The 24,876-nt window shown below is 57.2% G+C and carries 20 protein-coding genes; 8 read left to right on the forward strand and 12 right to left on the reverse strand.

The annotated features are described in order from the left end of the window. Positions 1–20: 20 nt before the first annotated feature. Positions 21–971 carry a DMT family transporter gene (locus MKleb_RS02585; RefSeq protein ID WP_025107628.1) on the forward strand — a complete coding sequence of 317 codons (951 nt, stop codon included), beginning with the start codon at positions 21–23 and terminating at the stop codon, positions 969–971. 19 nt (positions 972–990) lie between these two features. Here the strand turns inward: MKleb_RS02585 and MKleb_RS02590 are convergent, their stop codons facing one another. Then, positions 991–1,647 carry a LysM-like peptidoglycan-binding domain-containing protein gene (locus MKleb_RS02590; RefSeq protein WP_025107627.1) on the reverse strand — a complete coding sequence of 219 codons (657 nt, stop codon included), beginning with the start codon at positions 1,645–1,647 and terminating at the stop codon, positions 991–993. Between the two features lie 451 nt (positions 1,648–2,098). Here MKleb_RS02590 and fklB point away from each other — a divergent pair, with 451 nt between their 5' ends. Both fklB and cycA read left to right on the forward strand, forming a co-directional pair. Then, complete coding sequence (gene fklB / locus MKleb_RS02595) at positions 2,099–2,719, forward strand: FKBP-type peptidyl-prolyl cis-trans isomerase (RefSeq protein ID WP_004871077.1); 621 nt, start codon at positions 2,099–2,101, stop codon at positions 2,717–2,719. A gap of 306 nt (positions 2,720–3,025) precedes the next feature. Beyond that, positions 3,026–4,429: a D-serine/D-alanine/glycine transporter gene (cycA, locus tag MKleb_RS02600; protein ID WP_004128150.1), complete on the forward strand. Its 1,404-nt coding sequence runs from the start codon at positions 3,026–3,028 to the stop codon at positions 4,427–4,429. A gap of 114 nt (positions 4,430–4,543) precedes the next feature. Here cycA and ytfE read toward each other — a convergent pair whose 3' ends face one another. The 4 genes from ytfE to MKleb_RS02620 form a co-directional block, all read right to left on the reverse strand. After that, positions 4,544–5,206 (reverse strand): iron-sulfur cluster repair protein YtfE, encoded by a 663-nt coding sequence (ytfE, locus tag MKleb_RS02605; protein WP_014227630.1) that lies wholly within the window; start codon positions 5,204–5,206, stop codon positions 4,544–4,546. 82 nt (positions 5,207–5,288) lie between these two features. Beyond that, a complete protein-coding gene (locus tag MKleb_RS02610) occupies positions 5,289–6,260 on the reverse strand; it encodes a DMT family transporter (protein ID WP_004098010.1) in 972 nt (323 codons plus the stop codon). A gap of 75 nt (positions 6,261–6,335) precedes the next feature. Further along, positions 6,336–7,160: an AraC family transcriptional regulator gene (locus MKleb_RS02615; protein ID WP_025107626.1), complete on the reverse strand. Its 825-nt coding sequence runs from the start codon at positions 7,158–7,160 to the stop codon at positions 6,336–6,338. Positions 7,161–7,240: 80 nt separating this feature from the next. Beyond that, on the reverse strand, positions 7,241–8,089 hold the full coding sequence (locus tag MKleb_RS02620) for an SDR family oxidoreductase (RefSeq protein ID WP_014227633.1): 849 nt from the start codon (positions 8,087–8,089) through the stop codon (positions 7,241–7,243). Positions 8,090–8,179: 90 nt separating this feature from the next. On the opposite strand from MKleb_RS02620, the gene MKleb_RS02625 reads away from it, so the two are divergent. Further along, positions 8,180–8,557 carry a winged helix-turn-helix transcriptional regulator gene (locus MKleb_RS02625; RefSeq protein ID WP_004098015.1) on the forward strand — a complete coding sequence of 126 codons (378 nt, stop codon included), beginning with the start codon at positions 8,180–8,182 and terminating at the stop codon, positions 8,555–8,557. A gap of 52 nt (positions 8,558–8,609) precedes the next feature. Here the strand turns inward: MKleb_RS02625 and MKleb_RS02630 are convergent, their stop codons facing one another. Then, positions 8,610–10,553: a bifunctional 2',3'-cyclic-nucleotide 2'-phosphodiesterase/3'-nucleotidase gene (locus tag MKleb_RS02630; RefSeq protein ID WP_025107625.1), complete on the reverse strand. Its 1,944-nt coding sequence runs from the start codon at positions 10,551–10,553 to the stop codon at positions 8,610–8,612. Between the two features lie 191 nt (positions 10,554–10,744). On the opposite strand from MKleb_RS02630, the gene cysQ reads away from it, so the two are divergent. Beyond that, positions 10,745–11,488 carry a 3'(2'),5'-bisphosphate nucleotidase CysQ gene (gene cysQ / locus MKleb_RS02635; RefSeq protein ID WP_004098019.1) on the forward strand — a complete coding sequence of 248 codons (744 nt, stop codon included), beginning with the start codon at positions 10,745–10,747 and terminating at the stop codon, positions 11,486–11,488. Here cysQ and MKleb_RS02640 read toward each other — a convergent pair. Next, a complete protein-coding gene (locus tag MKleb_RS02640) occupies positions 11,478–12,035 on the reverse strand; it encodes a YtfJ family protein (protein ID WP_025107624.1) in 558 nt (185 codons plus the stop codon). The two genes, cysQ and MKleb_RS02640, sit on opposite strands and share 11 nt — an antisense overlap. Positions 12,036–12,357: 322 nt before the next feature. Here MKleb_RS02640 and MKleb_RS02645 point away from each other — a divergent pair, with 322 nt between their 5' ends. Then, positions 12,358–12,564, forward strand: coding sequence for a DUF1107 domain-containing protein (locus MKleb_RS02645; protein WP_004098023.1), 207 nt, complete (start codon positions 12,358–12,360; stop codon positions 12,562–12,564). Positions 12,565–12,631: 67 nt separating this feature from the next. Here MKleb_RS02645 and araC read toward each other — a convergent pair whose 3' ends face one another. The 5 genes from araC to msrA all read right to left on the reverse strand — a co-directional run bounded on the left by araC (position 12,632) and on the right by msrA (position 19,158). After that, entirely contained in the window at positions 12,632–13,504 is an 873-nt protein-coding gene (gene araC, locus MKleb_RS02650; protein WP_004098024.1) for an arabinose operon transcriptional regulator AraC, read from the reverse strand. 30 nt (positions 13,505–13,534) lie between these two features. Then, a complete protein-coding gene (locus MKleb_RS02655) occupies positions 13,535–15,544 on the reverse strand; it encodes a beta-galactosidase (RefSeq protein WP_025107623.1) in 2,010 nt (669 codons plus the stop codon). An 18-nt stretch (positions 15,545–15,562) separates the two neighbouring features. Continuing rightward, positions 15,563–16,795 carry an oligosaccharide MFS transporter gene (locus MKleb_RS02660; RefSeq protein WP_025107622.1) on the reverse strand — a complete coding sequence of 411 codons (1,233 nt, stop codon included), beginning with the start codon at positions 16,793–16,795 and terminating at the stop codon, positions 15,563–15,565. A 196-nt stretch (positions 16,796–16,991) separates the two neighbouring features. Continuing rightward, complete coding sequence (locus tag MKleb_RS02665; protein ID WP_025107621.1) at positions 16,992–18,335, reverse strand: polyamine export protein PaeA; 1,344 nt, start codon at positions 18,333–18,335, stop codon at positions 16,992–16,994. Between the two features lie 184 nt (positions 18,336–18,519). Next, positions 18,520–19,158 (reverse strand): peptide-methionine (S)-S-oxide reductase MsrA, encoded by a 639-nt coding sequence (gene msrA, locus MKleb_RS02670; RefSeq protein ID WP_025107620.1) that lies wholly within the window; start codon positions 19,156–19,158, stop codon positions 18,520–18,522. Positions 19,159–19,367: 209 nt separating this feature from the next. Between msrA and tamA the strand changes: the two genes are divergently transcribed. Continuing rightward, positions 19,368–21,101, forward strand: coding sequence for an autotransporter assembly complex protein TamA (gene tamA, locus MKleb_RS02675; protein WP_014227642.1), 1,734 nt, complete (start codon positions 19,368–19,370; stop codon positions 21,099–21,101). Next, complete coding sequence (gene tamB, locus MKleb_RS02680; RefSeq protein ID WP_025107619.1) at positions 21,098–24,874, forward strand: autotransporter assembly complex protein TamB; 3,777 nt, start codon at positions 21,098–21,100, stop codon at positions 24,872–24,874. Before tamA ends, tamB begins: the two co-directional genes overlap by 4 nt. Positions 24,875–24,876 lie beyond the last annotated feature (2 nt).

The following is a 24,876-nucleotide window of genomic DNA, read 5'->3' on the forward strand; positions in this document are numbered from 1 at the left end:
TTTTATTTCTGGTGAAGTGAATGGACGCACCCTCGATTTTTTCCCGCAAGAAAGTGGCTTATGCCTGCGCAACCCTCTGCTGTCTGCTGTGGGGAAGCTCCTATCCGGCGATTAAAAGCGGCTATGAACTGTTTCAGATTGCCACTGATGATGTGCCGTCTAAAATCGTCTTTGCTGGCTATCGCTTTCTGTTTGCCGGCGCGCTGCTGCTGCTCTTCGCGCTGGCGCAGCGTAAGCCGATTGCCCGCTTGAATCCCCGTCAGTGCGGGCAACTGGCGATACTGGGCGTCACGCAAACGTCTATCCAGTACGTTTTCTTCTACGTTGGCCTGGCGTTTACCACCGGCGTGAAGGGATCGATTATGAACGCCACCGGTACCTTCTTCAGCGTTCTGCTGGCGCACTTTATCTATCAGAATGACAGGCTGAGCTACAACAAAGCCATCGGCTGTATTGTCGGCTTTGCCGGCGTGATGCTGGTCAACGTTAATCGTTCATTGAGCGATTTTAGCTTTGTCTGGCAGGGTGACGGCTTTGTGGTGCTGGCGGCGTTTATCCTGTCGGCGGCGACGCTGTACGGGAAGCGCATTTCGCAGACGGTTGACCCGACGGTGATGACCGGCTGGCAGCTGGCGTTTGGCGGCCTGGTACTGGTCGGCGGCGGCTATCTGACCGGCGGCACCCTTGAGGTTCACAGCGCCGCTGCTGCGCTGGTTCTGGCTTATTTGACGCTGCTCTCTTCCATCGCCTTTGCTCTATGGAGCGTGCTGCTCAAGCATAACCGGGTGAGCATGATTGCGCCGTTTAACTTTGTGGTCCCGGTTGCCGGCACCGTGCTGTCGGCCATCTTCCTCGGCGAGAATATTCTTGAACTGAAATATGCGGTTGCGCTGGCGCTGGTGTGCGCCGGGATCTGGTGGGAGAATAAGCCGGGGACAACATCCGGGAAATCGCCACAGCAGGCCGGGTAAGCTACCCGGCCGTGAGGCCTTAACGGACGCGAATAAAGCTGCCGTTCGACTGGCGGGTAAATAGCACCTGCTGGCCGCCGCCGGTATCGATAGTCAGCCCGGTGACCACGCCGCTGGCGTTCTGACGGATCTGGACCGTCTGCCCGGTCTGCAGTGAGCTTAGCGGTTTACCGGCGCCTTCCACCTGGGCCATGGCGTAAACGTCGGTCGGCGGCAGGTTGTGGTCGCGGAACAGCTGCGCGAGAGTTTTCCCCGATTCAATACGGTAGGTCCGCCACTGCTGCTCGATGCCGGGAGTCGACTGCGGCTCCTGATAAGGCTGAGATGCGGTCTGCTGCGGCTGATCCGGCTGCTCATCCTGAATCGGCTCCGGTGCGACCGGCGCCACCTGATCGGCATCGTTGACCGGCGGCGTGTTGGTGATGGGCGGCAGCGGGACCGCCTGATTGCCGGAAGAGGGCTGCGACTGGGATTGCAGGTTGAGATTCGCCTCGCGGCTGGCCTGAACCGGGCTGCTGTTATCCTCGGAAGGGAGCAGAACGCCGATAATTACCAGCAGCGCCCCGGCAATGATGCCGCGGCGGTGCATCGGCGGTAGCGGATCCATGAGGCGAAAATGATCCGGGGCGTGCCAGATCTTCGCCAGGGTAGATGTCAGTTCAAAGCGCCCGGGCATGGCTTTCCTCCTGCTCCGCATATTTTTATCCTGTAAATAAAGTATATACCCTAAATAATTTAAGTCGCAGGACAAGGTTTGCCTTGAACAGCGCTTGCGCTGGCCCCGTAGGGGCGAGGCCGCAGGCCGAGTAACGCGGCAAGCCAGTAAGTTCCCAGGAGCATAGATAACTATGTGACTGGGGCGCGCTGGCGAAGCCAACGCTCCTGCAACTTAAAGTATGACGGGTATAGATGGCTAACTTCCTGAAGGACGAGACAAAGCTATGTTTCGTGAGGTTAACCTTATCTCTCTATTGTTTCTGTTTCCCTTAGATTTGTCATCATCCAGGCGACAAAGTTTTACCCGTCGTGCTATGGCTGATATGCTTCCCACCTCTTTTCTCCGCTCGCCGCCTTTCGCAATTTGAAGGCCCGGGAGCATGAGAATCCCCACCAAAAAAGGAACAAAGATGGCAACCCCAACTTTTGACACGATCGAAGCACAGGCAAGTTACGGTATCGGCTTGCAGGTTGGACAACAGCTGAGCGAATCTGGCCTGCAGGGGCTGCTGCCGGAAGCGCTGGTCGCGGGTATTGCTGACGCGCTGGAAGGTCAACAGCCGCAGGTGCCGGTGGAAGCCGTTCACCGCGCGCTGCGCGAAATCCACGAACGCGCTGACGCCGTGCGTCGCGAGCGTTTCCAGGAAATGGCCGCGGATGGCGAGAAATACCTGGAAGAAAACCGCGAGCGCGAAGGCGTGAACAGCACCGAGTCTGGCCTGCAGTTCCGCGTTCTGACCCAGGGCGAAGGCCCGATCCCGGCGCGTACTGACCGCGTTCGCGTTCACTACACCGGCAAGCTGATCGACGGCACCGTCTTCGATAGCTCCGTTGCGCGCGGCGAACCGGCTGAATTCCCGGTGACCGGGGTGATCGGCGGCTGGATTGAAGCGCTGACTCTGATGCCGGTGGGTTCCAAATGGGAACTGACGATTCCGCACAGCCTGGCCTACGGCGAGCGCGGCGCGGGCGCATCCATTCCTCCGTTCAGCACCCTGATTTTTGAAGTTGAACTGCTGGATATTATCTAAACAGCAGGTGCTTCCTCTCCCGTACGGGGGAGGGAGCCGCTTTAAATAGTGTAAAACCCTTAAGTTGAGCGTTTGGTGGAGCTTTATATTGCATATCTGCTTAATGGGTGTATTTTTGTGAGCTGTTTCGCGTAACCGGAGTGATATAACACTCACTTTAAACATAAAATTAACATTATATCTAAATCATAGTATTCATCCCTCCGATTCTTACCTAATATCGATAAACCCTCGTTCCGGGGTTAATACGAATGAAGGGCCAGTAGAGCCCGAACAACACAGACAGGTACAACAGGAAAAAATCACATGGTAGATCAGGTCAAAGTCGCTGCCGACGAACAGGCTCCGACTGAACAATCGCTGCGGCGAAATCTCACTAACCGGCATATTCAGCTTATTGCTATCGGTGGTGCGATTGGCACCGGGCTGTTTATGGGCTCAGGCAAAACCATCAGCCTTGCCGGGCCGTCAATTATTTTTGTTTATATGATCATCGGCTTTATGCTGTTTTTCGTCATGCGCGCCATGGGCGAACTGCTGCTGTCGAATCTCGAATACAAGTCGTTCAGCGATTTTGCCGCCGACCTGCTGGGCCCCTGGGCAGGCTATTTTACCGGCTGGACCTACTGGTTCTGCTGGGTGGTAACCGGGATGGCGGACGTGGTGGCGATCACCGCCTACGCGCAGTTCTGGTTCCCGGGACTCTCCGACTGGGTCGCCTCGCTGGCGGTCATCCTGCTGCTGCTGGGCCTTAACCTCGCCACCGTGAAGATGTTCGGCGAGATGGAGTTCTGGTTTGCGATGATCAAAATCGTCGCTATCGTGGCGCTGATTGTCGTCGGCCTGGTGATGGTGATGATGCACTTCCAGTCACCGACCGGCGTAGAAGCCTCTTTCGCCCATCTGTGGAATGACGGCGGCTGGTTCCCGAAAGGCATCAGCGGATTCTTTGCCGGCTTCCAGATAGCGGTCTTCGCCTTTGTGGGCATCGAACTGGTGGGAACCACGGCGGCGGAAACCAAAGATCCTGAGAAATCCCTGCCGCGGGCGATTAACTCAATTCCAATCCGCATCATTATGTTCTACGTCTTTGCGCTGATCGTGATTATGTCAGTGACGCCGTGGAGCTCCGTCGTGCCGTCAAAGAGCCCGTTCGTTGAGCTGTTTGTGCTGGTCGGGCTGCCGGCGGCGGCAAGCCTGATCAACTTCGTGGTGCTGACCTCGGCGGCCTCTTCCGCTAACAGCGGCGTGTTTTCCACCAGCCGTATGCTGTTCGGTCTGGCGCAGGACGGACAGGCGCCGAAAATGTTCGCCAAGCTGTCGAAGCGCGCGGTACCGGCGAAAGGCCTGACCTTCTCCTGTATGTGTCTGCTGGGCGGCGTGGTCATGCTGATGGTCAATCCAAGCGTGATCGCGGCGTTTACCATGATTACCACGGTGTCGGCGATCCTGTTTATGTTCGTCTGGACGATTATCCTGTGCTCGTATCTGGCCTATCGCAGAAAGCGTCCGCAGCTGCATGAGCAGTCCAAATATAAGATGCCGCTGGGCAAACTGATGTGCTGGGTGTGCATGGCATTCTTCGTCTTTGTGCTGGTCCTGCTGACGCTGGAAGCCGATACCCGCGAAGCGCTGATGGTGACCCCGCTGTGGTTTGTGCTGCTCGGCGCGGGCTGGCTGTTTGCCGGCAAGAAGCGCCTGGCGAAATAAAAAATCTTCGGCAGCGGTTTTTAACGTTGCTTGCAACGGTCCGTCATAAAAAAGGCCACCCGGGGTGGCCAATAAGACTGACAATGTCGAGGGCGCCTGCGGGCGCCTTTTTATTTACTTTCCGGCGAGGGCACGCGGGAACAGTACGTTATTTTCAAGGCTGATGTGCTCCATCAGGTCATCAATCAGCTCGTTGATGCCGTTGTACATCGCTTTCCAGGTAGTGCAGGCTTCCGCCGGCGGCGTCACGTTCTGCGTGATGTGCTTAATCACCTCCAGCAGCTCGCCCGCTTCATCATGCTCGCTTTCCATGACGCTGATAGGACCGCCGGCCTGCGTTCCCATGCCCTGTTTGATCATCGGGAACAGAATCTGCTCCTCTTTCATCATATGGCTGGAAAGCTCCTGGTGCAGCATGGTCAGATACTTGGTTAAGCCTTTCGGAACGTTGGGTTTGTCGGCGTGAACGCGCTCGACTTTAGTGGCCTGTAAAATCAGCTCCGGCAGCTGCTCGCGATGCCGGTCGTGATAGCGAACGATAATGTGATCGATGATTTCCGCATAGGGCGCAGCCCGCCAGTCGCGCTCTACCGGCTCTTCCGCCAGTTTGGCCAGCTCGGCTTCAATCACCGCGACGTCCAGCTCTTTGCGCGACGCCGCGCGCTCCAGCGTCTGTTTGCCGCCGCAGCAGTAGTCCATATCGTATTGACGGAACAGCGCGGAGGCGCGCGGAATCGTCAGCGCCAGCTCGCCTAAAGGTTGGTCACGGAAAGCCATAGCAGTTACCTCGTCATCAAGAATATAAGTTGTATTTTAAATGCATCTTATGTTCCTGGGAATACCCCTTTAGGATACCAGGCTATTTTTTCTCGCTGACCAGCTCCTGCAGCGCGGGCTTTTCCGGGCGGGCACGCACGGCGGACACCACGCCGAGCACCAGCAGCAGGATACCGCTGAAGGTGAGAAGCGGGGGCAGGCTCTGGCGCAGAATAAAGGTATACAGCAGTCCGGCAAGGGTTTCGAAGACGATCAGCGGCCCGAGGATCACCGTTGGCAGACGCTGGCTGGCAACGTTCCAGCACCACGCGCCGACCCATGAACAGAAGATAGCGATCGCCAGCATCAGGGTGACAAACACCGCCGGGCGCGGGCCGAAGGGGAGCGGAAAGTCCGCGTGCTGGCCGTGCAGCCATCCGCAGGCGATAAGGTATCCGGCCAGGGATACCGGCAGGGTCACCAGCGCCTGCGCGGTGGCCCACATCATCGGCGGTTTATCCGGATTTTCCCGCAGCCAGCGTGCGTTGCGCAGCGCGTACCAGGCCCAGCACACCACCGAGATCAGCGCCAGCGCGATACCGGAGCCGTAGCGCCACGGGCTGAAATCGGGTAAGCCCTGATGCAGCTCGGCGATATTGACGCACGCCAGGCCGAGGGCAATACAGACCAGCGCCGGGAACAGGCGTCGCCACGGCAGCTTGCCGTCGCGCTGGCTATAGAGCAGGTTGGCGAAAACCGGCAGCACGACCGGCAGGGTGCCGATGATCATCGTCGATACCGGCGCGCCGGTACGCTGAATCGCGCTGGCCAGGCAGACGTAATAGATTAAGTTGCCCATCATGGTCAGCCCCAGCGCCGTCCACCAGTCTTTCCCGGTGAGCTGGCGCAGCCGCGCGCGGCCCAGCCAGGCCAGCGGCAGGGCGATCAGCCCCAGCGCCAGATAGCGCCCCATCGACTGTAAAACCGCCGGGTATTCCGGCACCAGTAAAGGACCCACGAATATCAATCCCCACATCAGCCCTGCCAGCAGGGCATACAGCACACCACTAATCATCACGCCTTCCATTACTCTTTTCGTTGGCGACAGTGTAGGAGAGGTTTAAGCGGGAATATTGTATGAGGTTGCGCATTAGCGCGGGAGAACCTGCTTTTGATAACGCACCGGCGTAATGCCGTAGCGGCGGGTGAACGCGCGGGTCAGGTGCGACTGGTCGGTCAGCCCGGCGGCGAGAGCGACGTCGGCGGCGGGCATGCCGCGGGTGAGAAACGCTTTAGCGCGCCACAGGCGAATCGCCATCAGCATCTGGTGCGGCGTAACGTGGAAGTGCGCTTTGAACTGGCGCTGGAAATGGTACGGGCTCAGCGCCGCTACCTGCGCCAGCTCATCGAGGGTCACCGTACGCATATAGTTATCGTGCAGATAGTCGCGCACCTGCTCGAAGCGGTGGCGGGCTTCGGGCAGCGCAGCGGCGTGATGGGCAAACGGGCGGAAGGTATCGATCAAATCCAGCAGCAGACCCTGCTGCGCCAGCGGATCGTCAGTATGCCACAGGCCGTAGATGAGATTGCCGATTTGCCGGGAGCGCAGCGGATCCTGACGCACCACCTCGCTGAACCACCAGTGGCGCACGCCGGTCACCTCTTCCAGCGTATCCGGGTCAAGATAAATCATCCGATAGCGCCAGCCGTCGGCGGTCTCCGCCTCGCCGGTGTGCAGTTCATCGGGATTCATGGTGACGATAGAGTTGACCGAAGCCACGTGCTGGCTGCCGCGATAGCGAAAACGTTCGGCGCCGAGTTCTATCGCGCCGATACCAAAAGCTTCATGGGTGTGCGGTTCAAAGGCGTAGCGGGAGATATGGGCATGGTACAGCTCAACGCCGGGCAGCTGCGCCAGATGGCGAAAGCGCGCGCTGTCTCTTTCATCACTGAACTGTTCTGGTACGCCTTGCATGCGATAACTCCCGACGGACATCCGTGCATTATTGAGGATGGCCCGCCGGGATGCTACAAAAATTAACCACTATGTAACAGTTACAGAATGCCTTTGACGCTCTCTGCCAGCGTCGTGGTTGGGCGACCGATGAGCTTACTCAGGGTGCGGCTATCGTCGAACAGACCGCCTTTGGACGCGCCGGTATCAGAATCCGCCAGCATGTCAGCCAGGCCAGCGGGCAGGCCTACGCCCTTCAGCGCGGCGGCGAAGTCGGCTTCGCTGAGGTTTTGATACACCACGTTTTTACCGCTTTGTTTGCTCAGCTCAGCGGCAAGTTCGCTGAGGGTCCACGCTTCATCGCCCGCCAGCTCGTACACTTTTCCGGCATGGCCCTCTTCGGCGATAACGCGAGCGGCGGCGGCGGCGTAGTCCGCGCGGGTGGCGGAGGCGATTTTGCCGTTACCGGCCGCGCCGATAAATACGCCATGCTCAATCGACGGCGGCGCGCTGGCAAGGTAGTTTTCGGTGTACCAGCCGTTGCGCAGCAGGGCATACGCAATGCCGGAGTCGGCGAGCATTTTCTCGGTGGCGATATGCTCATCCGCCAGCCCCAGCGGGGAGGTATCGGCGTGCAGCAGGCTGGTGTAGGCGATGAATTTCACGCCGGCGGCTTTCGCCGCGTTAATCACGTTGCGGTGCTGGACGGCGCGCTGGCCGACTTCGCTGGACGAGATCAGCAGCAGTTTGTCCACGCCCTGCAGGGCGGCGGTCAGCGCGGCTTCATCGCTGTAGTCGGCCTGACGAACCACTACGCCCTTTTGGCTCAGCGATTCGGCCTTCGCCGGGTTGCGCACGATAGCCACAACCTGGCCTGCGGGGACGGTAGTTAACAGATTTTCCAGGACGTGCTGGCCAAGCTGGCCGGTTGCGCCGGTAATTGCGATCATAGGTCTTCTCCTTCGTGTTCATTGGCAGTTGTGGTAAGCTAACACCTTAACTAACTTTTAGTAAGTACGTACAAAAAGGTAAGTGTGAATATGGCGAATCTGACGCTGAGCGAGCAGCTACGCAACGGCAACCTGTTTGCCGAACAGTGCCCCTCGCGGGAAGTGCTCAAGCACGTGACCAGCCGCTGGGGCGTACTGATTTTGGTGTCCCTGCGCGATGGCACCCATCGGTTTAGCGATCTGCGGCGTAAGATCGGCGGCGTCAGCGAAAAGATGCTGGCCCAGTCGCTCCAGGCGCTGGAGCAGGATGGCTTTCTTAACCGCGTGTCGTACCCGGTGGTACCGCCGCACGTTGAATATAGTCTGACTCCGCTCGGTGAGCAGGTGAGCGAGAAGGTGGCGGCGCTGGCGGACTGGATTGAGCTGAACCTGCCCGCGGTTCTGGCGAACCACGAACAGGTAGCCTGAGGGTGATGTCAGGATAGCCCCGGTAAGCGCAGCACAACCGGGGAACCGGCAATTATTTACTCAAATCCAGCTGATAAATGGCAAAGCCGATATCGTCGGTAGCCACCTGGCGCATCGGGTATTGCGCTTTCTCTTTGATAAACGCCGCGGCCTTATCGCCCGGTGAGGTTTCAAAGCGAATATCCAGCGGTACGCTGCTGTGGATCGGCGCCAGGCGCCAGTTGTTATCCGCGGCCGGATGGATCTCGCCGTTTTTCTTCGACTCCGCGCCAATCCACGCCGCCAGCACCGAGCGGTTTTCATCCGGCGAGGCGAACGCGATATGATCCTCGCCGGTGCCCTGGAATTTACCGCCGTAAGCGCGGTAGTTATTGGTGGCGACGAGGAAAGTGGCGTTCGGATCGATTGGCTTGCCGTTAAAGGTCAGGTTTTTAATTCGCTCGGCCTGCGGATTAACGGGCTGACATTCGCCGTCATAGCGCGCCGGCTGGGTGATATCGATCTGGTAGTTCACGCCATCGATGACATCGAAGTTGTAGGTGCGAAAGCCGTCCCAGTTAATCAGCGACTGCGGCTTTCTGCTGCCGGGGTCAATCTGATTGAACTGCCCGGCGGAGCACTCCAGCCACTCTTTAACCTCTTTACCGCTGACTTTCATCACCACCAGGGTGTTGGGATACAGGTAGAGGTCGGCGGCGTTGCGGAAGGTGAGCTGCCCTTTTTCCACTTCAACAAAGCTGGCGGGGTCATTTTTGCGTCCGCCGACTTTAAACGGCGCGGCGGCGGAGAGTACCGGTAGTTTCGCCAGATCCGGGTCGCCCTGAATATAGTGCTCAACGTAGGCCTTCTGGGCCATATTGACCACCTGCACGGTCGGATCGTCCTGCACCAGCGCCAGATAGCTGTACATATTATCCGAGGATTGACCAATCGGTTTGCCGACAAACTCGCGGGTGGCGTCATGGTCGGCTTTTAGTACCGCCACCATGTTGCTGTCTTCTGCCGCCAGCGATTTCTTCGCCACCGAGTCGTAGATCGGCCGCGCTTCGGCTTTCGCTGCGCTGACCTGCCATTTACCGCTGTCGTTGTTCAGAACCAGATCGACCACCCCAAGGTGATCGCCCCACATGCCCGGCATCACTGCCGGTACGCCGTTCAGCGTACCTTTCGCGATATCTGCGCCTTTGATACCGGCAAAATCTTTGCTCGGGAAGACGGCGTGAGCGTGGCCGAACATAATGGCATCGACCCCAGGCACCTGGCTTAAATAGTAAACGGAGTTCTCCGCCATCGCCTGATACGGGTCGGCGGAAAGGCCGGAGTGGGCAATGACCACCACCACGTCCGCGCCTTTCTCACGCATTTCCGGGACAAACTTGCGCGCGGTGGCGGTAATGTCGTTGACGGTGACTTTGCCGCTGAGATTGGCTTTATCCCAGGTCATAATCTGCGGCGGTACGAAGCCGATATAGCCAATGCGCAGGGTCTGCGTTTTGCCGTCGCTATCCTGTACCTGGGTATCCTGAATCAGATAAGGCGTAAACATCGGTTGGCCGGTTTTGGCGTCAATAATATTGGCGTTCACGTAGGGGAATTTTGCCCCGGCCAGCGCTTTGTGCAGGAAGTCGAGCCCGTAGTTAAACTCGTGGTTGCCGAGGTTACCTACGACATAATCCAGGGTATTCATCGCCTTGTAGACCGGGTGAACATCGCCTTCTTTCAGTCCCTTCGCCGCCATATAGTCGCCCAGCGGGCTGCCCTGAATAACGTCGCCGTTATCGACCAGCACGCTGTTTTTGGCTTCCTGGCGCGCTTTCTCAATCAGGGTTGCGGTACGCACCAGGCCAAATTTTTCCGTGGCGCTGTCTTTGTAATAGTCAAAGTCCATCATATTACTGTGCAGATCGGTGGTTTCCATGATCCGCAAATCGACCGTCGCCGCATTTACGCTGGCGGCGATCAGCGTGGCCAGCAGCGTTGCGCTAAACTTAATCATCAGTGGCGTCCTTTTTTATGAGCAATAGCACAGAAGAAAATGTATTTACATTCTGTTGCTTACAGAAATGTGAATCATGCCAGAAAAGCGGTGAAGGAAACCGCCATCGTTATCACAGATAGCGGAACTCACAATGATGCGATATAAATAAAACAACGAGTTAACGCCACTGTAACCAGACGAGGTGGAGAATGTTAGAACAAGTATGTCAGCTAGCACGGAACGCGGGCGATGCCATCATGGAAGTTTACGATGGAAAACAGCCGATGGACGTTGCCAGCAAGAAGGACGATTCTCCGGTCACGGCCGCGGATATTGCGGCGCACAAGGTGATTATCAGCGGCCTGCTGGCGCTGACGCCCGATATTCCGGTTCTGTCGGAAGAGGACCCGCCGGCCTGGGAGGTGCGCCAGCACTGGCAGCGCTACTGGCTGGTGGACCCGCTGGACGGCACCAAAGAGTTTATCAAGCGCAACGGCGAGTTTACCGTCAATATCGCCTTGATTGAAAACGGGAAGCCGATCCTTGGCGTGGTCTACGCGCCGGTGATGAAGGTGATGTACAGCGCGGAAAAGGGCAAAGCGTGGAAAGAGGAGTGCGGCGTTCGCAAGCAGATTCAGGTCCGCGATGCGCGTCCGCCGCTGGTGGTGATTAGCCGCTCCCACGGCAATGACCCGGAGCTGCAGGAGTATCTGGAGCAGCTTGGCGAACACCAGACCACCTCAATCGGTTCATCGCTGAAGTTCTGTCTGGTCGCCGAAGGGCAGGCCCAGCTTTATCCGCGCTTCGGGCCGACCTCCACCTGGGACACCGCGGCCGGTCATGCGGTCGCCAGCGCCGCCGGGGCGCACGTTCACGACTGGCAGGGGCGTACCCTTGATTACACGCCGCGTGAATCGTTCCTCAACCCCGGCTTCCGGGTCTCTATTTATTGAGCAGCTTGTGCAGCAGGGCAACCACCTGCTGCACCTCTTCCTGGCTAAGCGCGCCGTCTTTAGCCCACTGTACGCGGCCATCTTTATCCAGCACCACGATGGCCGAACTCTCTTCATTAAGCTGCCACGCTTTGCGGACCACACCGTTGCTGTCGACGATAAACTGCGACCAGGGGTAGAGCTGCTTATTGCTCTCAATACTGCTGCGGACAAACATGCCTGAACCCGGGATAGCGTCATCGGTATTGACGATTGTGGTGGTTTGATAGCGATCGTGCGGGAGCTTCGCGCTTTTAATCGCTTCAATCAGGGTCGCGTTTTTTTCTTTTGCCGACGAGCGCCCGGCAATATGCTGCACGACGCGCACTTTCCCCACCAGCTGCGCGCTATTCCAGCTTTTATAGCTAAACTTATCGTTGCTCAGTACCAGCTCCCCCCGATCCGCGACGCCGACCGGCGCAACGCGCTGACCATCGACAAAGTTATGCGCCGACGCCATCAGCGGGAACAGGAGACATGAAACGGCCAGTAATCTACGTAGGGTCATGGTGTTTCCTTTTATTATCTGTGCAGGTGATCCGACCACTTGGTCTGCTTTAATCATAAGTGCGATTTATGGGCATTACCCGCAATGATGGTGCCAGTTTGCGTGTTGACGCACAATTCCGTCTAAAATCGGCGACTTATACTACCTTCATCGGATGCCTGAAACGAAAACTCTGAATTATTGTCATCATAAGGTAAATAAACTTATACAAACTGGGTATCACTCAGATTCTGGACTATAGTTTCAGGGCATTAAAATTTGCGATTCCGGTACGTGGGCTAACTGTGGCACCACAGGAGCGTAACCCTGGCAGGAGACAACAATGAAAATTTTCCAACGCTACAACCCGCTACAAGTAGCGAAGTACGTGAAGATCCTGTTCCGTGGACGTTTGTATATCAAGGACGTTGGCGCTTTTGAGTTTGATAAGGGCAAAATCCTTATCCCGAAGGTTAAGGACAAGCTGCATTTGTCAGTGATGTCTGAAGTCAACCGCCAGGTGAGCCGTCTGCAAACAGAGATGGCATAACCTGAAAAGAGGTATGACTACACGGTAAAAAGGCGGCTCCCTAAGGGAGCCGTTGATGTTTCTGGACCTATCCCTTCATTTCCGCATAGCGTTTACGGTACTCTCCCGGGGGAATGCCGTTATGTTTACGGAAAATGCGCGTGAAATAGACCGGGTCTCCGTAACCTACCGACAGGGCGATTTTGTTAAGCGGCAGGGAGGTGCTCTGGATCAGCCACCTCGCGCGGTTGATGCGCTGCGCCTCGCGCCAGGCGTAAACCGTTTGCCCCAGCTCATTTTTGAACAAATGCGCCAGCCGCGAAGGGGAGAGAAAAACCATCGCCGCCAGGGTCTCGATCTTCATCTCCTGGGCAATATGTTCGTTAAGATAGTCGCACACCGCGTTAATCCGCGGGTCGTGGGCGTGGCGGTTGCTGATCGGCTGTCGCTGAAAGCAGTTCAGGATCAGGCGCTCCAGCGCATTCATCGCCAGCGCCTCCGACAGCGGGGCGGAAGCGGAGTGGTGGCGGATAACTTCATAGAACAGATCGCGCAGACTCTGCAGCTGCTCAGGATCGTTGACCGTGGTTTTACCAATGCCGTGGGTCGTTTGATCCCATTTTAGCCAGTCTATCCAGTAGGGCCGGGGGATGAAGTAGATCCATAAATGATCCCAGTATTCGCTGTGTTCGTCCCGTCCGTAATGGTGCGGAACGCCGGGCGGGAAGAGCAGCAGATCGTTTTCACGACACAGAAGGGAGCCGTCTCCCGCTTTCGCGCGCGCCTGGCCGCGAAGCGTCAGATTGATGATGTAACCTTTCATCCCCTGCGGGCGGTTTATGTAGTAGTCCAGCTTTGAGCCGCGGGTGATGGGGGTAAAGCCGGCGACGACCCAGGCGTTGAAGGTAAAGGTCTTCATCAATGGCGAGAAGTTCAGTAGCTCATTGATATCCAGTTCCATCGTTTCTCCCGCCCGAGCGCCGCCGCCCGCTTAACTTTCGATGATAGTAAATTCCCATGCTTTGAGGCGCAACGGCTGGCCGCAGCTAACTTTTTCCCCGCTCAACAGCGCGTTGCCCGATGTCTCGCTGATAAACGCCTGCGGTTCGCCGGAGTAGTTGAACAGGAAGTGGATGCTGTTGCCGTCGCGGTTGCGCATCTTTTTGACCACCAGCGGATAGCGGTAGGCCGATGTACGTGAACGCAGATCCAGTCCTGCGGTCAGCCGATCGAACAGCTGGCTAATCAGCGTTTTCTGCGGCAGGAAGCCAACGTAAATCGCCCGACCCTGAGCGTAATCCGCCTCGGTGGCGGCGGCATAGTCGCCCCATGCCGGATGCTGATAGCGCAGTAGCGTACGGGTACCGGCGTCCGGCGTCAGCAGCTCCATCCACAGCTCGGCCTGATTGTCTTGACGGCAATCAATGTCCGCGCTGCAGGCGCTTACCGTGGTTTCTTCCGGCAGGGTGAATTGACTGTAGCTCACGCCGCAGCTCTCGCGCAAAATTCCCGGCTGCGCGCCGCTGCGCACCTTCACGTTTTCATCGCTAAAGCCTGATTTAAAGCCGATCAGCGCTCTGCCGCCCTGCTCGATATAGCGGTTGATGCGCGTCAGCAGGCCATCATCGGCGGCGTAGAGTCCGGGTACGATCAGCGCGCGGTAGCGCGCGGTTTCCTCGTTAACGTCGTGGATAATATCGAGGCTGATATTGTGGTCATACAGCGCATCGTGGAAGCGGCGGAAAATATCGTTGTAAATATTGCCCTGCGCGTCGCCGGGACGGAACTGGTTAAGGGCGTCCATCGCCTCATTGCTTATCAGCAGCGCGACGTCGTTTTCTGCCTTCAGCTCCGCCAGCTGCGGCGACAGGCGGGCAAAGTCAGCCCCGATAGTGGTGGCCTCCTGCCAGGTCGCGTTGCGCGAGAAGTCGTGGCTTAACAGCCCCTTCCAGTAGGTCTCGAACGCGTTATGAATCGAATGCCAGTGCCAGTAAGAGACCATTGCCGCCCCCGATGCCACGTGGCTAAAAGCCTGCAGGCGCAGCTGGCCCGGATAAGGTGTCCACTGGGCAAAGCCCTGCGCCTGGGTTTCCAGCACGAAGTAATTCTTACCCTGCTTTAGCGAACGCGTAATGGCGCCGCCAAACGCGATTTCTCGCCCGGTCAGGTGTTTCTGGCTCGGGTGATAGATATCGACACCGGCAATATCCAGCGTCTGCGCCGCCGCAAAATGGTCAACTCGCGGCTGCACGCCGTAGGAGTAGCCGCGCCATTCAAAATCGAAGTTGTGGGTGACGAACTGATGCGGCTGGGCATATTCGCGCACGATCTCCGCCTGCCAGGCGAGATACTCCGTCACCTGCTGGCGCTGGTAGCGGGAGAACGCGCAGGCGAGGCTGGCGTTGATAGTGTTTTCGACCGGCGGAAAATCCTGCCAGCTATCGATGCGGTTGCTCCAGTAGTCCAGACCAAAATCGTTATTCAACTGGTCAAGGTCGGGGTATTTTTCCTGCAGGCTGCGTACAAAACCCTCCTGCATATGGCGGCCGATATTATCGTAATGCTTGGTTTCGTTATCCAGCTGCCAGCCAATAATCGCCGGATGGTGCTGCACGTGCGCCATTAGCGTACGGATAATCTTTTCGGCATAGCGGCGAAAGGTCGGGTTGACGATATCCATAATCTGGCGCGGGCCATATTTTTGCTGCCCGTTGACGGTAGTGACCAGAATATCCGGGTGCTTCGCCGCCAGCCAGGCCGGGACGGCGTAGGTTGGCGTGCCGATAATCACCGCGATCCCCGCTTTATGCATGGCATTCAGCACCCGGTCGATATGGTAGAAGTTATATTCGCCCTCCCGGGGCTCCAGCGTACTCCAGGTCGATTCGGCAATCCGCACCACGTTAATGCCCGTTTCCTGCATTAAGGCGATATCTTTCGCCAGCCGATCTTCCGGCATATATTCATCGTAATAGGCCACGCCATAAAATAAATCAGACATACAGGTTACCTCCTTAAATTAATGCGCGGGCGCCGGCTGCGGGGCAAAAGTGCGCGCTTTGTCCAGCGTAATAAATGAAATCAGGGTAAAGCACAGGGCGATACCGCCGAGCACGATATAGCTGCTGGTAAAGCCCATGCTCTGGTACATATGACCGATGCCGGTAGAAAGGAAAATAGAGCTAAAGCTTTTCGAAAACTGGAAGCCGATTAAATAAACCGTGGCCGAAAGCAGCGGGTTGAAGTTGGCCGTAATATATTTCAGCGCGGCGACGAGTAATACCGAGCTTTCAAAACCGTGCAGCAGTTTAATCAGGCTAATGGACACCGGACCCATAGCCCAGGCCGAGCCGATAATGCGCAGACTCATAATCATTCCGCAGTACAGCAGAGCATTTTTCGGGCCGATTTTATTCACGAACCATGGGGCGAAAAACATCACCACCGCATCAAGGAAAATCTGACCTGTGGTTAAATAGCCGAAGACTTCCGCGCCGCGCGCTTTGCTCTCAAAGAAGTGGCTGTAATAGATGGCGAACTGCTGGTCGTAGGTTTCATATACCGCGCCGACGCCGATCGTGTAGATCGCGAAGAACCAGAATTTCTTCATTTTCAGCAGCGAGGTGGCGTCGCTCAGGGTGACCGGCGAGGCTTTACTACTGTGTATCGCGCCTTGTTTATTCGCGCTAATCTGCATTTTCCAGACAATGACCAGCAGGCATACGCCGGCACCGCTGGCCAGCCAGAAAATCATGTTCTGGTCGATCCCGTAGAGCTTGCCTGCCGCGAAGGTGCCGATAGCCGCGCCAATGCCGCCAAACATTCTGGCGCGACCAAACTCAAAACCGGAAGCGCGGCTGACTTTATCAATGTAAGCTTCGCAAATACCGCAGCCTGCGCCGTAGGCCATGCCAATATAGATGCCGCCCGCCAGCGCCCCGAGAAAAACGTTAACTTTTAATAATGGCGCAAAGACGTAGATCCAGTAGGGGGCAAAGAGGGTAATAATGATGGCCAGCAGCCACATCAGGTTTTTACGATAGACCAGCCTGTCGGATATAAAACCGAATAGTGGTTGAACGCAAACGGCAATAATCGCGGTAAAGGAATAAACCAGACCGACGTCAGTGTAATTAATGCCGATGGTTTCCGTTAACCACAATGATAAATAAGGATAGCAGCATCCCCAGCCAATAAAGAAGAACAGGAAGAACAGACAGCTTATATAGTAGTTTTTATTTGATTCTATCATGGTAACCCTCGCTTCCTTTATTCAGGAATATGATCGTGTAGACGCGAGCAAAGTTACCTTTTTGCGCAGAGGGGAGTCATGAACGTTTCGCTGTGGAGCAGTAAAAATCTGCTATTGCCCGAGGGGCGTGAGCAGCCTCACATTCGGACAATAAAAAAGGCGGATTTTCATCCGCCTTGTCGGTTCGTCAACGGTTTTACGCTGACTCTTTATCGCTGTTGGCCGCATCCGGCAGCTTGGGCACCAGCACCGTCGGCTTATTGTCGATACGGGTCACCAGCAGCTGATCGATGCGGTAGTTGTCGATATCCACCACTTCGAACTTATAGCCGGAGAATTTCACCGCGTCGGTGCGCTTGGGAATTTTACGCAGCATAAACATCATAAAGCCGCCGATGGTCTCGTAATTGCCGGACTGCGGGAAATCATCGATATCCAGCACCCGCATCACGTCGTCGATCGGCGTTCCGCCGTCAATGAGCCAGGAGTTTTCATCGCGCGCGACGATCTGCTCTTCCAGCCCCTGGCCGACGAGGTCGCCCATCAGGGTGGTCATCACGTCGTTCAGGGTGATAATCCCGACCACCAGCGCATATTCGTTCATGATCACGGCGAAGTCTTCACCGGCGGTTTTAAAGCTTTCCAGCGCTTCAGACAGCGTCAGGGTATCCGGGACAATCAGCGTATTGCGAATCTGCACGCCGCCGGTCAGCACCAGACTCTGGTTTGCCAGCACGCGGTTCAGCAGGTCTTTGGAATCAACGTAGCCGATGATGTGGTCGATATCTTCATTACAGACCAGGAACTTGGAGTGCGGATGCTCCGCGACCTTATTCTTCAGGCTCTGTTCATCTTCGTGAAGATCGAACCAGATGACGTTTTCACGCGAGGTCATCGATGAAGGCACGGTGCGTGATTCCAGTTCGAACACGTTCTCAATCAGCTCATGCTCCTGCTTACGCAGCACCCCTGCCAGCGCGCCGGCTTCCACCACGGCGTAAATATCATCGGAGGTAATGTCGTCTTTACGCACCATCGGAATTTTGAACAGGCGGAAGATATTGTTGGCCATGCCGTTAAACAACCACACCAGCGGGCGGAAGAGAAACAGGCAGAAGCGCATCGGGTTGATGATGCGTAAAGCGACGGCTTCAGGCGCGATCATACCGATGCGTTTCGGAGTCAGGTCAGCAAACAGAATGAACAGGCTGGTGACCAGGGTAAAGGAGATAATAAAGCTCAGCTGCTCGGAGAGCTCCGGGGACATATAGCGGCTAAAGAGGCTGTTAAACGCCGGCGAAAATGCCGCATCGCCGACGATACCGCCGAGAATCGCTACCGCGTTGAGGCCGATTTGCACCACGGTAAAGAACATCCCGGGGTTTTCCTGCATCTTCAGCACGCGTTGAGCGTTGATGTTGCCGTCATCGGCCAGCAGCTTGAGTTTGATTTTACGTGATGCGGCCAGCGAGATTTCCGATATCGAAAAGAACGCACTGACGGCTATCAGACAAAGTATTACTAAAATACTGTTTAACATATCTTATCTGACCGTTGAGATCAGATCCTCGGAAGGGAAGTGGATAACGCTAAGTGGAATTCACAAAAAGCCGGTCCGAAGGCTCTGGACCGGCGATAGCACGGCGTAGTATAGCGTAAGGTACTGTAAAGCCGCCAGAGCGTAAATTATTCAATCCGGCGGCCTGCCCTACGGTGCAGCCGCATCAGGCCTGCGGCGGCAAACAAACCCCAATTCCGCCAATGCCGCAGTATCCGTACGGATTTTTATGCAGATACTGCTGATGATCGTCTTCCGCATAGTAGAACGGCTTCGCCGTCGCGATCTCGGTGGTGATAGTGCGCGGGTCGTTGGCTTCATTCATTGCCGCCTGGAAACGCGTCAGGCTGGCCTTCGCCGCCTCGCTCTGCTCAGGCGTTAGCGGATAAATCGCGGAGCGATACTGCGTTCCGCGGTCGTTACCCTGCTGCATGCCCTGCGCCGGGTCGTGATTTTCCCAGAATACCTGGAGCAGCTGCTCATAGCTGATAACCTGCGGATCGTAGACCACGCGCACGGCTTCAGCATGGCCAGTCTCGCCGCTGCAGACTTCGCGGTAGGTCGGGTTGGGCGTATAGCCGCCGGTGTAGCCAGCGGCGGTGCTATAAACGCCGGGCAACTGCCAGAACAGGCGTTCAACGCCCCAGAAGCAGCCCATGGCGAACAGGGCGACTTCCATTCCTGCGGGAACGTTGGTCATCGAGTGACCATTGACGGCGTGGAGCGTAGCCACCGGCATCGGCGTGTTGCGTCCCGGCAGCGCGTCCGCTTGGGCGACAAGATGCGTTTTATCAAATAGACTCACGGTGGGCCTCTCAAAACAGAAAATGTGGTTAAGGTTGTAACCAAGCGTGTCTTTGAACACAATAAACGCGCTTAATACGTCTAGATTTAAACATAAGAATTATTTGGGATAACGTCTATTTTTCAACCCTTAGTTGTTAGGGTTTTGTTAAGCCGTGGAGCGGCACTTTCGTTTCCTTCGGGGGGAAACAAGGATATTCAGGAGAAAAAGTGCTACAAATCCGCCAGTTATGTATCGCCAGCGTTTTGCTGGTCAGCGGGGTCGCCAGCGCAGCGAGCGTGCGTTTGCAGGTTGAGGGACTATCCGGGGAACTGGAAAAAAACGTCCGCGCCCAACTCTCTACGATCCAGAGCGATGAAGTCACGCCGGACCGGCGCTTTCGCGCGCGCGTTGATGATGCTATCCGCGAAGGACTGAAAGCGCTGGGCTACTACGAACCCACGATTGATTTTGATTTACGTCCGCCGCCGGCGAGGGGGCGTCAGGTGCTGATCGCCAAAGTCACGCCCGGCGAACCGGTGCGCATTGGCGGCACTGACGTGATTTTACGCGGCGGCGCCCGAACCGATCGCGACTATCTGGATTTGCTAAACACGCGCCCGGCGATCGGCACGGTCCTCAATCACGGTGATTATGACAGTTTTAAAAGCTCTCTGACCCGGGTTGCGCTGCGTAAGGGCTACTTTGACAGCGAGTTTAATAAAAGCCAGCTTGGCGTTTCCCTCGACCGGCATCAGGCCTTCTGGGATATCGACTACAACAGCGGCGAGCGCTACCGCTTTGGCCCGGTCACTTTTGAAGGCTCGCAAATTCGCGACGAATATCTGCAAAACCTGGTGCCGTTTAAGCAGGGCGACTACTACACCTCGCAGGATTTAGCCGAACTTAACCGCCGCCTGGCGGCAACCGGCTGGTTTAGCTCCGTCGTGGTGGCGCCGCAGTTTGACAAGTCCCGTCAGACGAAAGTGCTGCCTCTGCAGGGCGTGGTCTCTCCGCGTAAAGAGAACACCGTGGAAACCGGGGTTGGCTACTCAACCGATGTCGGGCCGCGCGTCAAAGGCACCTGGAGAAAGCCGTGGATGAACTCCTACGGCCACAGCCTCACTTCCAGCCTCAGCCTTTCCGCCCCTGAACAGCAGCTTGATTTCAGCTACAAGGTACCGCTGTTAAAAAGCCCCCTGGAGCAGTACTACCTGATGCAGGGCGGCTTTAAACGTACGGATCTCAACGATACCAAATCTGACTCCACCACCCTGGCCGTTTCGCGCTACTGGGAGATGTCGAGCGGCTGGCAGCGCGCGCTGAACCTGCGCTGGAGTCTTGACCACTTTACCCAGGCCAACGTCACCAACACCACCATGCTGATCTATCCCGGCGTGTCGGTGAACCGTACCCGTTCGCGCGGCGGCCTGATGCCGACCTGGGGCGATTCGCAGCGCTATTCGGTGGACTACTCCAACACCATGTGGGGCTCGGATATTAACTTTATTGTGATGCAGGCGCAGGACGTCTGGATCCGTACCCTTTATGACCGCCACCGCTTCGTGGTGCGCGGCAACCTCGGCTGGATTGAGGCCGATAACTTCAGCAAAGTCCCGCCGGATCTGCGTTTCTTCGCCGGCGGCGACCGCAGCATTCGCGGTTATAAATACAAATCTATCTCGCCAAAAGATGACGACGGCAAACTGATGGGGGCCTCGAAGCTGGCTACCGGCTCGCTGGAGTATCAGTACAACGTGAGCGGCAAGTGGTGGGGCGCGGTGTTCGTCGATAGCGGTGAAGCGGTAAGCGATATCCGCGAAAGCAACTTTAAAACCGGCGCCGGCCTCGGCGTGCGCTGGCAGTCTCCGGTCGGGCCAATCAAGCTGGATATCGCCAGACCGATCGGCGACAAAGAAGAGCACGGTTTACAGTTTTACATCGGTCTGGGGCCTGAATTATGAGTTTATGGAAGAAGATAAGCCTCGGCGTACTGATTTTTCTGCTGCTGCTGCTGGGGACGGTAGGATTCCTGGTGGGGACGACGACCGGTCTGCATCTGGTTATCAAAGCCGCCGATCGCTGGGTCCCGGGGCTGGAAATCGGTAAAGCCACCGGCGGCTGGCGCGATCTGACGCTGGAGAACGTGCGCTTTGAGCAGCCGGGCGTGGCGGTCACCGCCGGCCAGTTCCATCTGGGCGTTAAGCTGCGCTGCCTGTGGGACAGCAGCCTGTGCGTCAACGATATCTCCCTGCGCGATATCTATGTGGCGATCGATACCAGCAAGATGCCGCCAGCGGCGCCGGTTGAAGAAGAAGAGAGCGGGCCGCTGAATCTCTCCACGCCTTATCCCGTCACCCTGAGCCGGGTGGCGCTGCATAACGTCAACGTGAAAATTGACGATACCGCCGTCTCGGTGCGCGACTTTTCCACGGGGCTCAACTGGCAGGAGAAAAACCTCACCCTGACGCCGACCTCGCTGCAGGGGTTGCTCATCGCGCTGCCGAAGGTGGCGAAGGTGGCCCAGGAGCAGGTCGTCGAGCCGAAAATTGACAACCCGCAGCCGGAAGAAAAGCCGCTCGGCGAGACGATGAAAGAGCTGTTCTCGAAACCGGTGCTGCCGGAAATGACTGACGTCCATCTGCCGTTGAATCTTAATATTCAGGCGTTCCGCGGCGAGCAGCTGCGTCTCACCGGCGATACCGATATAACCATCTACAATCTGCTGCTTAAAGTCAGCAGCATCGATGGGCAGATGAAGCTGGACGCGCTGGACGTAGACTCCGACCAGGGGAAAGTCACGGCTTCCGGTAACGCGCAGCTGCAGGATAACTGGCCGGTCGATATCACCCTCAACGGTACGCTGAATATTGACCCCCTGAAGGGCGAGAAAGTGCAGCTAAAAGTGGGCGGCGAAGTGCGTAAAAAGCTCACGGTCGGCGTCGATCTGAATGGTCCAGTCGCGATGACGCTGCGCGCCGAAACGCAGCTGGCTGAGGCCGGCCTGCCGCTGGATATGGAGGTGAAAAGCCAGCAGCTCTACTGGCCGTTTACCGGCGAGAAAGCGTATCAGGCTGACGATCTTCTGCTGAAATTTAACGGCAAGATGACCGACTACACCCTGGCCTTTAGCACCGCGGTGAAAGGGCAGTCGCTGCCGCCAGCGAAGATTAACCTGAACGCGAAGGGCAACGAGCAGCAGGTGAATCTCGATAAGCTCACCGTCGCCGCCCTCGAAGGGAAAACCGAACTGAAGGCGCTGCTCGACTGGCAGCAGGCGATCAGCTGGCGCGGCGAACTGACGCTTGACGGTATCAACACCGCTAAAGAGGTCCCGGACTGGCCGTCGAAGCTCAACGGTCTGATTAAGACCCAGGGCAGCCTGTACGGCGGCAGCTGGCAGATGTCGGTGCCGGAGCTGAAAATTACCGGTAACGTGAAGCAAAATAAAGTCGATGTAAGCGGATCGCTGCAGGGCAACAGCTATATGCAGTGGAAAATCCCCGGCCTGCATCTGGCTTTAGGCCCTAACAGCGCCGACGTGAAAGGCGAGCTGGGGGTCAAAGACCTTAACCTTGACGCCACCATTGACGCGCCGCATCTCGATAACGCCCTGCCGGGCCTGGGCGGGACGGCGAAAGGGCTGGTGAAGGTTCGCGGCACCGTCGACGCGCCGCAGCTGCTGGCGGATATCACCGCCCGGGCGCTGCGCTGGCAGGAGCTGTCGGTGGCTCAGGTGAACGTGAAGGGCGATGTGAAATCCACCGACCAGATTGGCGGTAACCTTGACGTACGCGTAGACCGTATTAGCCAGCCGGGCGTGAATATCAGCCTGGTGCAGCTCAATGCGAAGGGCAATGAGAAGCAGCACGACCTGCAGCTGCGGGTGCAGGGCGATCCGGTCTCCGGGCAGCTCTCGCTGGCGGGGAGCTTTGACCGCAAAGCGGAGCGCTGGAAAGGCACGCTGAGCAATACCCGTTTCCAGACCCCGGTGGGGCCGGTGGCGCTGACGCGTGATATCGCGCTGGATTACCGCAACCTTGAGCAGAAAATCAGCATCGGGCCGCACTGCTGGACTAACCCGAACGCCGAGCTGTGCGTACCGCAGACCATCGACGCCGGCGCGAGCGGGCGCGCGGTGGTGAACCTCAACCGTTTCGATCTCGCGATGCTCAAGCCCTTTATGCCGGAAGCGACACAGGCCAGCGGCGTGTTTAGCGGTAATGCCGATGTGAGCTGGGACACCACCAAAGAGGGGCTGCCGCAGGGTAAGGTCACCCTGAGCGGGCGTAACGTGAAGGTGACGCAGACGGTTAACGACGCGCCGCTGCCGGTGGCTTTCGATACCCTGAACCTCACGGCCGATCTGCACAATAACCGCGCCCAGCTGGGCTGGCTGATTCGCCTGACCAACAATGGCCAGCTGGACGGACAGGTGCAGGTCACCGATCCCCAGGGCCGACGCAATCTGGGCGGTAACGTCAATATCAGCAACTTCTCGCTGGCGATGATCAACCCTATCTTCTCGCGCGGTGAAAAGGCGGAAGGGAGACTGAACGCGCGTCTGACGCTGGGCGGTAACGTCCAGAGCCCGCAGCTTTTCGGTCAGATGCAGCTGAACGGCGTGGATATTGACGGTAACTTTATGCCGTTTGATATGCAGCCGAGCCAGCTGGCGATGAATTTTACCGGTACCCGTTCGACCCTGCAGGGGACGGTGAACACTCGCCAGGGACAGATTGCGCTCAGCGGCAACGCCGACTGGACGCAGATTGACAACTGGCGCGCGCAGATTGCGGCGAAGGGCAGCCGGGTGCGGATAACCGTGCCGCCGATGGTGCGCCTGGATGTGTCGCCGGACGTGGTCTTTACCGCCACGCCAAGCCTGTTTAACCTGGATGGCAGCGTTGACGTACCCTGGGCGCGTATCGTCGTCAACGAAGTGCCGGAAAGCGCCGTTGGGGTCTCATCTGACGAAGTGATGCTGGATAAAAATCTGCAGCCGATTAAGCAGCAGAGCGCCGGTATCCCTATCAACAGCAATCTGACGATTCACGTGGGCAACAACGTTCGTCTCGACGCCTTTGGTCTGAAAGCGCGTCTGACCGGCGATTTGAAAGTGGCGCAGGACAAACAGGGGCTGGGGCTCAACGGGCAGATCAACATCCCGGAAGGGCGTTTCCATGCCTACGGCCAGGATCTGATCGTGCGTAAAGGCGAGCTGCTGTTCTCTGGTCCGCCGGATCAGCCGCTGCTGAATATCGAAGCCATTCGTAATCCGGACGCCACCGAGGACGACGTTATCGCCGGCGTTCGCGTGACCGGCTCGGCCGATCAGCCGAAGGCGGAGATTTTCTCCGATCCGGCGATGTCGCAGCAGGAAGCGCTCTCTTACCTGCTACGCGGGCAGGGTTTAGGCAGCGGACAGAGCGATAGCGCAGCCATGACTTCAATGCTTATTGGTATGGGGGTTGCACAAAGTGGTCAGGTTGTGGGTAAAATCGGCGAGACGTTTGGCGTAAGCAATCTGGCGCTGGATACCGAGGGAGTGGGCGACTCCTCCCAGGTGGTGGTCAGCGGCTATGTACTGCCGGGTCTGCAGGTAAAATATGGGGTAGGGATCTTTGACTCCCTGGCGACGTTGACGTTACGCTATCGCCTGATGCCTAAGCTATATATGGAAGCTGTGTCTGGCGTAGACCAGGCTCTCGATTTGCTCTATCAGTTTGAGTTTTAGCA

Origin of the sequence: Klebsiella sp. PL-2018 (genome assembly GCF_019048985.1) — a bacterium.
Taxonomy (GTDB): domain Bacteria; phylum Pseudomonadota; class Gammaproteobacteria; order Enterobacterales; family Enterobacteriaceae; genus Klebsiella; species Klebsiella michiganensis.